Consider the following 13,564-nt stretch of genomic DNA (forward strand, 5'->3'; position numbering starts at 1 on the left):
CCGAATTCAGGCAGCCCTCTGAAGTCCTGATTCTCGTGATCGACTGCCAGGCCCGTTGACCTGCCTGACAACTTTCGAATTCTATCCCACTGGATTCGCAAGCGTTCTCTGAAATCCCACCCATCCACTTTCCTCGCAAGATCCAAGTCGAATCATCCGGCAAGGAGTAGAACCATGAATCGGTCGCGTCATGATCGGCGTTTCGCTCGCTGGCTGTCCTGCGTCAGGAACTGTGCTGTCATCGCAACAAGCATTGCCATTGCTGTTCTGGCGCATGTGGGCACGACGTTCATTCAGGGCAGCGAAGCATCTGTTGTCAGTGCGATCGCGGTCTTCCCGCAGACGATCTCTCTGAGTGGCCATTTTGATCAGGCACAGATTCTGGTCGCGTCGGGCCATTCTTTCGAAAGTAAGGCGGCAGTCGATCTCACACAGCAGGCCGAGTTTCATTCGCATGATTCGGCAGTCGTTTCGGTATCCAACTCGGGGCGACTGACTGCCGTTTCCAACGGCCGGACCACAATCACCGTGAAGGCCGCCGGACTGGAAGAACAAGTGGATGTGACTGTCAGTGGTATTGGCGAAGTTCCCGCAGTGACTTTTGATAACCACGTCCGCCCGATTCTGAGTCGTTTGGGATGCAACGCCGGGGCCTGTCACGCGAGCCAGTTTGGCAAAGGTGGTTTTGTTTTATCCGTCGTCGGTTTTGATCCGGATCTGGACTACAAGTCCATCGTTCGAGACCGGCTGCAGCGCCGAACAAATCTGGTTCAACCCGAGGAAAGTCTGTTTCTGAAAAAGCCACTGATGCAGGTGCCGCACGGTGGCGGCCAGCGTCTTGTCGCGAATTCCATCTATCACCAGACCCTCGTTGCGTGGCTGGCAACTGGTGCTGCCGGCCCCGTCAAGGACGCTCCCGTAGTCCGGCGAGTGACAGCCTATCCGCGTGAGCGAATTACCGAACCACAGGCGACTCAGCAACTGAAAGTGATCGCGGAGTACAGTGATGGTTCAGAACGAGATGTGACACATGTCGCGAAGTTTGATTCCACGGACGATTCTGTGCTGTCTGTCACTTCTGATGGACTGGTGACTGTGGTCGGACGTGGTCAGGCACCGATCATGGTGCGATTTGAGGGGCAGGCCAACATTGCCATGTTTGTGTCCCCGTATGCATCTCCCCCGGAACTCAAAGACTGGATCAGTCAGAATTTCGTGGACGAACTTGCTGCCGCCAAGTTCCGTGAACTCGGTCTGTCTCCATCCGGCATTTGTGACGACGCGACATTCATTCGTCGGGCCTTTCTTGATGCCGTCGGCACATTGCCGACACCTCAACAGACTGACGCATTCCTTGCCGACACCAATCCAGAAAAGCGAGCCAGGCTTGTCGACTCACTGCTGAGCCTGACGGGTGACCCGGAGCTTGATCGATACAACGATCTGTATGCAGCCGTCTGGACTCTGAAGTGGTCCGATCTGCTGCGAAACACCAGCAGTGGCCAGGCAGCCGATGAACAACGCATGTGGGCTATGCACAACTGGATCAAAGAGTCGTTTCGAACCAACAAACCTTTTGATCAGTTTGTGCGTGAATTGATAACGGCAAAGGGGTCGATTTACTCCAGCGGCCCGGCCAGTTACTTCAAGATCAACAGTAACTCTGCGGACCTGGCCGAAGCCACTGCGCAATTATTTCTGGGAGCGCGGCTTCAGTGTGCCAAGTGTCATCACCATCCCTTCGAAAAATACAGTCAGGCCGACTATTACTCTTTCGCAGCCTTCTTTTCCCGCGTTGGAAACAAGAGCAGCCAGGAGTTTGGGCTGTTTGGTCGCGAAACGGTTGTCATGGTGAAGTCATCAGGAGATGTGCGGCACCCGCGCACCGGCCAGATTATGAATCCCAGACCGCTCGACGGTGATGAAACAGACCACGAACTGGATCGTCGAATTCCGCTGGCCGAATGGCTGACATCCACGGAGAATCGCGACTTTGCTCGTTCTGTTGTCAATCGTTATATGTCTTACCTGCTGGGGCGAGGCCTGGTCGAACCGGTGGACGATATGAGAGCTACGAATCCCCCAACCAATCCCGCGTTGATGGAAGCTCTGACAGATCACCTGATCGAACATCAATTCGATTTGAAGCAGCTTGTTCGCGTCATCATGCAGTCGCGACTCTACCAACTGGAGTCTCAGCCAACCGAAGCCAACGTTTCGGATAACAAGTTCTACACCCACTTCAGGGTCAAACGACTTTCGGCCGAGCCTCTGCTTGATGCAGTTGACTATGTCACAGCGTCGACAACAAAGTTCAAAGGACTGCCACCTGGTACGCGGGCAATTGAATTGCCCGATGCAGAGTATCCCGATTATTTCCTGAATACATTTGGCAAGCCTCGTCGCGCAAGTGTGTGTGAATGCGAACGCATGCCTGATGAGAACCTTGGGCAGGCATTGCACACTTTAAATGGTGACATTGTCGCAGGCAAAATCAGCAGCAAGACCGGGCGAGTTGCACAACTACTGGCGACTGAAATGACAGATGAGCAGATCATTGCAGAACTGTATCGCGTGACTTTGTGCCGCAGGCCCACAGAACACGAAGTGGCAACAGCCCTGAAGTTCCTACCGGAAAGCGGTTCACGACAGGAGTTTTTTGAAGACTTGTTGTGGAGTCTTATCAACAGCAAACAGTTCCTGTTCATTCGATAACCGACAGGGTTTAACTGTCCACTGAAAAACCGGGACAGGCACGCAGGACGACTGGAAACCGTGTTTTTTTTGAGGTCTCCTGCTCGAGCCAGTCCCATTTTTTAACAGGCTGTTAAGTTTGTCGGTCCACAGGGTATTCCGGTCCGGAATGAAGACTTCGTGGTAGAACAAGCAAACTGGTCGCTCAACGGAAGCACCAGAAAAGCGATTTTGGAATCGAGGGTGTTGAGATGCTCATTCAGTTTCACCGAATTGCCGCCGTCATTCTGGTTTTGCTGTTCATGCCGTCGGGAACAGCTCAGACTTCTTACCCGATGCTGATGAGTCTGTCGCCCGTCGCAGTTCAGGTGGGACAGTCTTCGGAACATGAACTTGAATCGCGATACAGCATGTTTGGTGCCTATCAGGTGCTGACGACGGGTGAAGGCGTCACCGGGGAAATCATCACCCCGATGGAACCGGGAAAGGACGGCAAGGAACCTTCACTGACGAAAATAAAAATTCGCTTCACCGCGACTTCCGAGGCGATGCCTGGCGTTCGTGACTTCCGGATTGTTGGTCCCACAGGTGCGAGCACACTCGGTCAGATCGTTGTGGTGCGAGATCCCGTTGTTGTGGAGACAGCGAAGAACGATACGATCGAACAGGCTCAGGAAATCGCCATTCCGGCCACTGTTTGCGGAGCGATCGAGAAATCGGAGGATGTTGACTTCTTTCGATTTGCACTTCAGGAGCCCAGGTCGCTGACATTTGTTTGTCATGCTATGCGATTGCAGGACAAAATTCACGATCTGCAAACGCACGCCGACCCCATCATTTCGATCCGAAACGCGAAGACAGGCAGCACCCTGGCCGCAGCTGATAATAACTTTGCAGCTGATCCGTTTCTTTCGGTGCAATTGCCTGCCGGGGAGTTCGTCCTGGAAGTGCGCGACGTCCGATATCAGGGCAATCGTTACTGGAATTATGCCATCGAAATCAGCAGTCGGCCGTTTGTCTCCAACGTAATGCCAATGCTTGTCGCCAAAGGCACAGAATCGAAATTACAACTTGTTGGTTCCAATCTTCCTGAGAACGCGATCGTGTCATGGGTTGCTCCGGAATCGTGTGCACCGGAAGCAATTGATGTTGCATTGCCGATCCATGAACAAGTCACCAATCCGGTCCCGGTTGTCGTGACGGACCTGCCTTTGGTCGTGGAAACAGACGAAGCGAACGGAACCGTCTCAGATGCTCAGGCCATGTCATTTCCTGGCGCGGCAGCCGGATGTATTGAACAGGAAGCAGACAGCGATTGCTTTGTCTTCGAAGCAAAGAAAGGTGATCGTGTCACGGTCGAAGTCATTGCACGCCGACACTGGTCTGGTCTGGATTCCGTTGTACGCATTCTGAATGCCGACGGAAAATCACTCACCGAAAACGATGATGGCAGATTGCTTGGCAGGCTGACGGTTCAGGATTCGATCATCGAAAACTGGGCTGTCCCGGCCGATGGCAAATACACCGTGGAAGTACGCGATGTTCATCTGCGCGGCGGCGCGGAATTTGTCTACGGATTAAAAGTATTGCGAGCCGAACCGGATTTTGAACTTGTCATGGACAGCGATAAGAGCTGGCTGACTCCCGGAACCAATGCTGCTCTGTTTGTGCGAGCCGTTCGAAAGAATGGTTTCACAGGCCCCATCGAACTGCACGTGGATGGACTTCCCGATGGAGTCACGGCTGCCTGCGGCATCATTCAGGAAGGGAAGGGGGTCGACGGCTGCATTATTCTTACCGCGGATCCAGCTGCTGTTCCATTGGCGGCAAATATCCGCGTTCGAGGCACCGGCCAGCGCGTGATCGAGGGACAGGAACCTGTAGAACTGGACGTCAATGCTCATTCCATGCAGGAAATCTACATGCCAGGTGGAGGCAGAAACCACTGGCCGGTCACGATGCATACGGTCGCGGTTGGTCGGCCAGCTGATCTGCTGGATGTCAAACTGAATACGTACGACATTCATCTGAAGCCCGGCGAATCCACAACAGTTGACGTCGAGATCGTCCGCAGTGAGGGCTTTGACAAGAACGTAACTCTCGACATGCTCTATCAACATCTTTCCAGCAAATTTGCAAACACACTGCCCGAAGGTGTGACGATTGATGCGAAAAACAGTCAGACACTGCTGACAGGGAAAAATACCAAAGGTGCGATAACATTGGTGGCCGCAGGGAACGCCCCGGCCATTTCCCGGCATCAATGCTGCATCATGGCCAATGTATCGATCAATTTCGTAATGAAAGCGACCTACAGCAGCAAGCCGGTGTTAATCAGTGTCTCTGAATAAACAGCCAGCTGCGGCTGAAATGACAAAAGCGGTCGAGCTGGCAAACGTTGGAACCACTTGCGTCGAAAGGGCATCCATAGAGATACGGGCAGGTGAAATGGAAAAGATTGCCGACGACGTCCGAGTGAATGCGTGTGTTCCGTGGATCGATGCTGGTGATTGACTTGACCCCGGTGAACTGACTGCCACAATCAAGGGAGACTTTTGTCACTGGTCATTCACGGACAGGAATGGGTGCCCCATTTGTTCGATTGATTGCCAGAACCCGGATGAGGAGTACTTTTCCATGTCAGATACACGATCCTTCCAGAACGTTCAGCGCAAGATCCGCACGATCGTGCCCGCAGTGGTGCTTTGTTTGCTTTCATCCGAAGTGCTGGCTCAGAACACTGGCAGTGCGGCAAAAAAAACGCCCGGCGAAGACATGGTCCTGCGTGCCGGCGATGGCTTCCCGATTCATATTACCTACTTCGCGGGAAATGGCGGCAAGGAATCTCCGGTGGCCGTTTTGTTGCCGTCCACGGAAGGTCCGGATGCAGCCAATGCCCGAAACCGACGCGCATGGCAGGACACGGCACTTGCACTGCAGAAAGACGGTTACGCGGTTGTGACGGTCGATCTGCGAAAGCACGGCGACAGCATCCCGGACGTGGAAGACAAATCGGCAATCAAACTCCTGCCGACGGATCATACGGCGATGGCAGCACTGGATTTAGAAGCTGTCAAATCGTTTCTTATGGAACAGCATCAGGCGGAACAGCTGAACGTGCGAAAAATGGGCATCGTGGCAGCGGGTTCCAGTTGCATCGTCGCGTCTGCTTTCGCTGTCGAAGACTGGGCGAAGAAACCGTATAAAGATGCACCGCTCCTGGCCCAGCAGACTCCCCGCGGACAGGATGTGCGGGCAATTGTGATGCTCAGCCCGAAAGGTAACGTGAAGGGGCTCAACAGTGCTCGCGCGATGAAAGCCCTCGGGGCACTGCCCGTTGCCGCCTACATTCTGGCATCGACTCAGGATAAGGCAGAAATCCGCGATGCGGACAAATTGTTCAAATCCCTCGAACTGAAGGGTGAGGAATTCGATGAAGTCCGCAAGATCACTCGAGCCCCCATCGCTCAGTCGGCGGAACAATTCATTGAAGGTAAAGAAGCAGAAACAACGATTCGGCTGATCAAAGAGTTCTTCAAGAAGAACTTGAAGGAACTGGAAGAGCCGTGGCGCAGCCGCAAGAGTCGTCTGTTCTGAGACAGGCGAGCATCGCTGGTTGATGCACCAGGAAACGAACCAGACTTCGGCGGTCCTGGCCAGGCAGCGTCGCTGCGGCCATTCCGGAGGAATCCCCGTGTCGAGCAATGCAGTGTCGAACAATGCAGTATCGAGCAATTTGCAGGCAGATTCGGCAACGGACGTCACTGCCGACAGCGACGAAAACCCGGTCCCACATTTTGTTCCCGAATCCAGTGACACATCAACGATCTCCTCGGACAAGAATCCAGACGCGCCAGCGGCCGCAGATCTTCGATTTCTGCGAATCATATTGACTGTGTTTGCTGCGGTGTTTGGCTGTCAGTGGCTTATGGCGACACGCGACCAACCAACGGTTCTGGACGTCGAACGGGGAGCGAAGTTCGAAGATGCGTTTCGCGTGAATGTGAATACGGCATCATGGATCGAATGGATGCAACTGGAACAAATCGGGATTACGCTTGCGCATCGCATCGTTGCGGACCGGGAACTGAACGGGCCATTTACTTCGGTTGACGACCTGAGGCGAGTTTCCGGAATCGGTGAACGAACCCTCGAACAAATCCGTCCGTGGCTTACAATCAGCCATGAACACGAAGAAACCTATCCAGAATTTGCCAGATAAACAGTCGGGCCAGCCAGCATCCGAATCGGCCGGGCCAGCATCCGATTCGGCCGGGCCAGTGTCTTCCGGATCACGCCCGCGGGACGTGGAAGACACCGATGTCCTCTTCCGGTCAAGCCACACGCGTTTCAATCGTTATCGACAAAAAGTCCGCGAGAGAAAACTTCCGGGAGGAAGTATCCATTCCACCGGACATGCGCGCACAGCGAAAGAGCGTGTGCGAACGGCAACACAGCTGGTGTTTGAATTCTTTGCACTGCTCAAACCGTGGCGATGGCAGATTGCAGGTATTCTCCTTTCTGTCACCCTGTCGACTTTGATTGGATTGATTCCGCCCGCTGGCACAAAGTTCATTATTGACTACGGTCTGAATGGAGAGGCCGTTCCTGACTGGCTTTTGCGTCAAATGCCCGCCTTGTCCCAGCCCAGGCATTTGTTATTGGTCACAGTGATTGCGGTTTCGATTGTGTCGATGCTCAAGATCATCATCCACATCTGGGGGCGATGGTACGCGACTCGCATTTCCAAGCGAATCCAGCTGGATGTGCGTCGACACGTTTTTGAGCATGCCGTTCGATTGCCGTTGCATCGCATTCAGGAGCTGCGGTCCGGAGGTGTTGCATCCATTCTTCGCGAAGACGGCGGAAGTGTCGGTGAACTTGTCTTCGGAATGATGTTTAATCCATGGCGAGCCATCATTCAGCTGCTGGGAAGCCTTGTGATTCTCGCGTGGGTCGACTGGACGCTTTTGCTGGGCGCCGTGATCCTGCTGCCAACGGTTGTCATCACCCATCGCGCCTGGATCAATAATATTCGCCCTCAGTTTCGAGCCATTCGAAAGCAGCGAGAACAAATTGATGCGGGTGCCGCTGAGTCATTTGCCGGCATGCGAATCGTTCGTGCATTCAGTCGGCAAAAACGCGAAGCCGGGCGATTTACCACTGAGAACAATCTGATGGCCAGACAGGAGCTGTACGCATGGTGGTGGATGCGCGCGGTGGAAATGGTCTGGGAGGCGCTGATTCCGATTGCCAGCGCGGGACTGTTGTTTTACGGTGGCTGGCGGGTCCTGGACGGGCGAATGACCGTCGGCGATCTGATGATGTTTCTGGTTTATCTGCTGATGCTTCTGGAGCCACTGGCTGCACTCGCTCAAAGTGCGACACAGTTTCAGAACAGTCTCAGCGGGCTCGATCGAGTTCTTGACATGCTGGCTGAGCCAAAAGAGATGGAATCAACTGAGCAGTCGATTCGTGCGATCCGCGAACAGGTGAGCGGGGAAATCACGTTCGAAGACGTTTCGTTTGTTTATCCGGGCACAGATCACGCGGCTCTGAGCGATGTGAATCTGCAAGTAGCCGCCGGGCAGACTGTTGCGCTCGTTGGCCCCAGTGGAGCCGGAAAAACAACGTTCAGCAATCTGGTCGCTCGATTCTATGACCCGACCCAAGGTCGTATTCTACTGGATGGCCGTGATCTTCGGGATTACGACGTCGAATCGTTTCGATCGCTGTTGGGTGTCGTGGAGCAGGACGTCTTTCTGTTCGATGGGACAATTGGGCAGAATATTTCCTATGCGAGAAAGGATGCGACCGAGCAGCAGATCCGCGAGGCTGCAGAAGCAGCCAACGCCTGGGAATTCATTGAACGATTACCCGACGGGCTGAGTACGGTGATTGGTGAACGGGGAGTGAAGTTGAGTGGCGGGCAGCGACAACGTCTTGCGATTGCTCGAGCCATTCTGGCAAATCCGCGTTTACTAATTCTGGACGAGGCGACCAGCAATCTGGATACGGACAGTGAACAGCTGATTCAGAACAGTTTAAGTCAGCTGATGACAGGACGTACAAGTTTCGTGATTGCTCATCGTCTAAGCACAATCGCTCGGGCCGATTTGATCGTTGTGATCGAGAACGGTCACGTCAGCCAGACTGGCACACATGCTGAGCTCATGGAGAAAGGCGGCAAGTATCGATCCATGGTCGAGCAGCAAGTCCAAATGACACTCGGCAACATGGCGCAGAGTTAGTGCTCTGATCCGTCGAAACCTGAACAAACAATCCAATTGACTCGGTTTACACTTTGTTAAATAGCCGCATATTGACGCACACCAGGGTTTCTGGCAGACTGGCAGCGCTCGTTGGCCTGCAAAGCAATCACCGGACGATCTTCGTACCCGATCGAACAGAGGCGGAAGAGACCAAGATGAAATCCACCATCCTTGCGATCGTTGTGTGTTCGGCGATCAGCACGAATGCTTTCGGGCAGTCGACTGACAACGAACTTTTTCGCACCTGGACCGATGTCTTCGGCAATCGCATCAAGGCCGAGTTCGCAGGTGTTCAGGGTGATCAGGTACTGCTGAAGATCAACGGTCAGCCCGCTCGCCCGTTCCCAAAGACTGGTTTTGTCGCGACGGATCGACGATGGATCAAAGCTCATGAAAAGGACGTGATCCCTCAGGATGAACCGCCCGCAACCGGGCAGCCAGGTATGGGCTCCCCGGGAAGCGGATTTCCGGGTACCGGTTTTCCCGGCTCTGGATCTTCCGGCTCGAGCGGAATGCCTTCCATGCCGAATGGTCCCGGTATGCCAGGCTTCCCGGGCTCCAGCGGTGGATCGTCAAGTTCCGGGAATATACCTCCCGGGTTTCCGGGGGCATCAGGTAATAGCGGTCATGATTCGGGAGGTGGTTATTCGTCCGGTGGGTCTGGTGGCTATTCGTCCGGCGAACACGACGCGGGATCGAGCGGCGGCTACGGAATGGGATCAACCGGGCCCGGCAACATGAATCCGGGTCTTATGAATCCAGGTAACATGAATCCGGGGTATCAACCTCCCGGATCCTCGTTCTCCGGAGGTGTCGATCCCATGCCCGGCGAGTTCGGCTCTGACGGAGGATTTGGAAGCCACGATCCTTCGGCAAGCTCAGGGTTTCCATCGGGCAATTCAGGAGGCTTCGCTCCACCGTCGTTTGAGCCTCCTGCTCCCCCACAGATGCCCGACATTCCTCAATTCGAATGGGTCTTTCAATGCGACAACTGTGGTGCAGAGTTTGATTCCTCCAGCGGTCTCAAACAGGGCGACGCATGTCCGAACTGTTCGGGGTCGCACACCTCGGGGACGTCAGTCCGTTCGACCGGGCGTATGATCAGGGGAGTCATTGGGCTGTTCGCGCTGATCGCCTCCGGAATTGGCTGGGCCATTCGAAAAGCAACGACCTGACGAGCCTCTGAACAGGTCCGGATTGGTACGCCAGAAGCGAACCTTGTTTCCGGCTGGGTGACGCTGCATGCACGACGAATTCTGGCAGTTGCTGCAAAATCAGCCCGGGGTTGGTGTCCTGATTATCGATATCGATGGGTCTGTCGTGTTCTGCAATGAGCAGTCGCGGCAGATTTATTACGGTGGTCAGTTCGATCCCGTCGGTAAAACCATTGAAGAGATAGAAGGCCCTGAGTTTGCTTCGGAGCGGATGCCGTTGATTCGCGAGGTGATCCGGACTGGTGTTCCCATCCAGATCCGGCATATTCGGGGTGGCCGTAATACCGAGTCCATGATTTGGCCCATGCGTGAAGTCGAAGGGCAGAAACGCCGAATCATCGCGATCACTCGTCAGGGAATTGATGACGTCGAGCCGGGAGTCGCTTACCGTGTCATCGAATCCAGGCTGGTTGACCTTGGGCCACTTGATGTACTGACGCGGCGTGAACTGGAAGTGATGGCACTGATTGGGCATGGTATCCCCTTCAAAACCATTGCCAGCATGCTGGGAGTTACGCTGCGGACGATAGAACGGTACCGGACCGACATCGCCCGCAAACTGCACGTTGCAACTCTTGCCGAAATTGCTTGTCTTGTTCAGGCGGCAGGCCTGGAAAGCACCGACGCCTCGCTAACCCGGATTCGTCGCTGGCAGGGCAACACAGACTGACGTTTGATGTTTCCGGGGCACACCCGTCGGAAACCCGTCGTACGCTTTTGTGTCAGGCTGACTACTATTGCGCGCCAGGCATCAGTAGTCGTTGTCCCCGGCCAGGCGAGCTCCAATGGCCGCTGCTGATCTATCTGTGCAATTCATCAAGATTAAGATTTCAGCGAGGTGATTCGATGTCCGTAATAGAAAGGGAAACGGAAAAGAAGAACCCCATCCGTCGTTGTCAGAAGCGAGATGCAGGTGCCATTGGAATGCAGATCATGCAGCAGTGGCGTCAAACGGTGATTGTTCTTGATGCACATGGCCGCATTGCACGAATGTGCAGCCCATCTGAAATCGCTGGTCAGTGGATACGTGCGTTGTGTCCGGGAGCAGCGATTATCTCAATACTGCCAGTCGAAGAACAAACGCGTTTCGCGACGTTCTTCAATTGCTGCCGCAATTCATCGGATCCGCAGGACTGCACAATTGGGATTCCTGACGCAACGCTTCCCTGCAATAGACAGTTTCTTCAGTTGAGCCTGGCAAAGGTCAATGACGAAGTTTGGATGTTGGTGCGGGATATCACTGCCGAACAGAAACTGCACTCCGAAATCTGCCATGCCCGGAATGCTCGGGAACAACTGAAAACACTGACGGAACGCGAGACAAGCGTCGTGCAGATGCTGGTCAACGGGGCATCCAATAAGATGATGGCACGCGAACTGAAGATCAGCATCAAGACCATTGAAAAACACCGTGGCAGTGCCATGAAGAAACTACGGGCTCGATGCATAACGGACGCTGTCAGAATCTGGCTGACAGCGAACGCACCTGCCATTCAAACATAAACGGGTGAACTGAATTTCTGCAGTCCACCCATTAGCTATCCGTTGAAGAAAGCTATCCGCTGAAAAACCGGGACAGGCACGCTGAACGACTGGAAACCGTCCTGTTTTAAGGTCTCCTGATCGAGCCAGTCCCGTTTTCAACAGGCCGCCAGCAGTTGTGCCCTGCCCGCGGGACCGCTTAAGGATCCGTCAGATTCGGAGACCAAAGTCCATCTCGCAGCGGCGGAGTTTCTCCGGATTCGGGGAAGGTTGACCGAGTGGCTTCGCGAACTCTTTCAGAAAGCTCTTTCACCGTACCTGCCATTTCGGGGCGACTGGCCAGGTTTGTCAGTTCTCGCGGGTCCGCATCGTGATCGTACAACTCTCGCCCCTGAGCACCTTCGCCCCATTCCGTGTATCGCCATCGTCTGGTTCGAAGGCTGTACCCAAAGAATGGCGGATTAGACTTATTGCCGGGCTGTCCCCCGCGCCGAACCTGCGTGATCGCCCATCCGCGGCCGGCTTCGGTTGAGTCCTTCAGCATAGGAACAAGACTCTGCCCCTGAATATTTTCGGGCGTCGGGACCTGACAGAGTTCTGCCAGTGTCGGAAATACGTCGATATGGGAGACGGGAGCTTCAACAACACCTCCAGGTGTACCCACACCAGGAGCGACAATCAGCATGGGTACTCGTGAGCTTTCTTCAAACAAACTCATCTTCTGCCAAAGACCATGCTCTCCCATGTGATAGCCATGATCACTGGTAAAGACAATTACCGTATTGTCGGCCAGGCCGTTGCGTTCCAGTGCACCCACGACTCTCCCAACCTGAGCATCCATGAAACTGATACTCGCATAGTAGGCCTGTACGCACTTGCGTCGCAGATCATCGGTCAGCTTGTCCTGCTCCTTTTTGTAGCTCGCAAGTCCCGCAGGTGGGATATCGGCCTGGTCTTCTTCCACACCGGTAACGACAGGCATTTCGTTCTCCGGGTAGTACCCGAAATACGGAACTTCGGGTGCCACATAGGGTGTGTGGGGTCTGAAGAAACCAACGGCAAGAAAGAAAGGGCGCGTCTGATCCTTTCCACAACGATCCAGAACCCATTCCGCGTCCTTCGCCATGATGGCGTCTGTATGAAATTCGTCGCTTTTGGGCGACGCATACCAACTAAGAGTTCCGCCCCACCGACCTTCCGTCAAAGTAAAGATCTTTGGATGTTCCTCAAGTCGGTCCACACCTGCCGGATTAATCTCCATTTCCCAGCTGCCGGGATCATCGTGCCCATTCGTGCCAACGGACAGCGGTACGTTGTAGTGATACAACTTGCCGATTCGCGTGGCAAAATACCCAGCCAATCGAAACGCCTGGGGCATGCTTTGCTGGGACGGGATCGTCTGTCGAAAGATCTGAGCATTGTTCAGGATACCCGTCGAGTTGGGATACAGCCCGGTCAGCAGCGAATTTCGACTGGGACCACATAAAGGATAGGAACAATACGCGCGCTGAAAAAGAACTCCTCGGGCCGCGAGACGGTCAATATTCGGGGTTCTGGCTCGAGGATCGCCATAGCATCCCAGGAAGTTGTTGAGGTCATCAGAGATCAAAAACAACACATTGGGGCGATTGAAAGTCCGAGCGTTCTGCGTTTCTGCAGCAGAACAGACAGAGATGAACGACAAGGCCATACTCCAGAGCAGAGCAGGCAGGACCAACCTACCGATGTTGGCTTTCATGAAATTGTGCCTCCGGGATTCTCAAGGTTCAGCAGGTCTTTGCCCGCCTCTGATAGTTCCAGACGGGATCAACATGCGCAACAATTCGGCATGATCTTTCGAATGGTGTAGCAGCTTCAAATCGTCCAGGCAATTCGCCGGGGCATTGCACACCCTGATCCTGG

9 protein-coding genes are annotated in these 13,564 nt (G+C 54.3%); 8 read left to right on the plus strand and 1 reads right to left on the minus strand.

What is annotated here, in order from left to right; genetic code table 11:
* Nucleotides 1-174 precede the first annotated feature (174 nt).
* The 8 genes from R3C20_22455 to R3C20_22490 all read left to right on the plus strand — a co-directional run bounded on the left by R3C20_22455 (nucleotide 175) and on the right by R3C20_22490 (nucleotide 11,683).
* Entirely contained in the window at nucleotides 175-2,715 is a 2,541-nt protein-coding gene (locus tag R3C20_22455) for a DUF1549 domain-containing protein (protein MEZ6043268.1), read from the plus strand.
* A gap of 230 nt (nucleotides 2,716-2,945) precedes the next feature.
* Nucleotides 2,946-5,045, plus strand: a complete 2,100-nt coding sequence (locus R3C20_22460; protein MEZ6043269.1) for a PPC domain-containing protein — start codon at nucleotides 2,946-2,948, stop codon at nucleotides 5,043-5,045.
* Nucleotides 5,046-5,331: 286 nt separating this feature from the next.
* On the plus strand, nucleotides 5,332-6,291 hold the full coding sequence (locus R3C20_22465; GenBank protein MEZ6043270.1) for a hypothetical protein: 960 nt from the start codon (nucleotides 5,332-5,334) through the stop codon (nucleotides 6,289-6,291).
* Between the two features lie 97 nt (nucleotides 6,292-6,388).
* Nucleotides 6,389-6,916 (plus strand): helix-hairpin-helix domain-containing protein, encoded by a 528-nt coding sequence (locus tag R3C20_22470; GenBank protein ID MEZ6043271.1) that lies wholly within the window; start codon nucleotides 6,389-6,391, stop codon nucleotides 6,914-6,916.
* On the plus strand, nucleotides 6,879-8,945 hold the full coding sequence (locus R3C20_22475; protein ID MEZ6043272.1) for an ABC transporter ATP-binding protein: 2,067 nt from the start codon (nucleotides 6,879-6,881) through the stop codon (nucleotides 8,943-8,945). The genes R3C20_22470 and R3C20_22475 overlap by 38 nt, the downstream gene beginning before the upstream one ends.
* A 176-nt stretch (nucleotides 8,946-9,121) precedes the next feature.
* Complete coding sequence (locus R3C20_22480; protein ID MEZ6043273.1) at nucleotides 9,122-10,141, plus strand: hypothetical protein; 1,020 nt, start codon at nucleotides 9,122-9,124, stop codon at nucleotides 10,139-10,141.
* Between the two features lie 67 nt (nucleotides 10,142-10,208).
* Entirely contained in the window at nucleotides 10,209-10,850 is a 642-nt protein-coding gene (locus tag R3C20_22485) for a LuxR C-terminal-related transcriptional regulator (protein ID MEZ6043274.1), read from the plus strand.
* Nucleotides 10,851-11,026: 176 nt separating this feature from the next.
* Nucleotides 11,027-11,683, plus strand: a complete 657-nt coding sequence (locus tag R3C20_22490; protein ID MEZ6043275.1) for a LuxR C-terminal-related transcriptional regulator — start codon at nucleotides 11,027-11,029, stop codon at nucleotides 11,681-11,683.
* A gap of 178 nt (nucleotides 11,684-11,861) precedes the next feature.
* Here the strand turns inward: R3C20_22490 and R3C20_22495 are convergent, their stop codons facing one another.
* A complete protein-coding gene (locus tag R3C20_22495; protein ID MEZ6043276.1) occupies nucleotides 11,862-13,400 on the minus strand; it encodes a sulfatase in 1,539 nt (512 codons plus the stop codon).
* Between the last annotated feature and the right edge of the window lie 164 nt (nucleotides 13,401-13,564).

The organism is Planctomycetaceae bacterium, assembly GCA_041398825.1.
Lineage (GTDB): Bacteria > Planctomycetota > Planctomycetia > Planctomycetales > Planctomycetaceae > F1-80-MAGs062.

What these genes read in the sequence shown, in the direction of transcription:
- R3C20_22455 (MEZ6043268.1), top strand. Translation starts at nt 175, where the DNA reads ATGAATCGGTCGCGTCATGATCGGCGTTTCGCTCGCTGGCTGTCCTGC.
- R3C20_22460 (MEZ6043269.1), top strand. Translation starts at nt 2,946, where the DNA reads ATGCTCATTCAGTTTCACCGAATTGCCGCCGTCATTCTGGTTTTGCTG.
- R3C20_22465 (MEZ6043270.1), top strand. Translation starts at nt 5,332, where the DNA reads ATGTCAGATACACGATCCTTCCAGAACGTTCAGCGCAAGATCCGCACG.
- R3C20_22475 (MEZ6043272.1), top strand. Translation starts at nt 6,879, where the DNA reads ATGAACACGAAGAAACCTATCCAGAATTTGCCAGATAAACAGTCGGGC.
- R3C20_22480 (MEZ6043273.1), top strand. Translation starts at nt 9,122, where the DNA reads ATGAAATCCACCATCCTTGCGATCGTTGTGTGTTCGGCGATCAGCACG.
- R3C20_22485 (MEZ6043274.1), top strand. Translation starts at nt 10,209, where the DNA reads ATGCACGACGAATTCTGGCAGTTGCTGCAAAATCAGCCCGGGGTTGGT.
- R3C20_22490 (MEZ6043275.1), top strand. Translation starts at nt 11,027, where the DNA reads ATGTCCGTAATAGAAAGGGAAACGGAAAAGAAGAACCCCATCCGTCGT.
- R3C20_22495 (MEZ6043276.1), bottom strand. Translation starts at nt 13,400, where the DNA reads ATGAAAGCCAACATCGGTAGGTTGGTCCTGCCTGCTCTGCTCTGGAGT.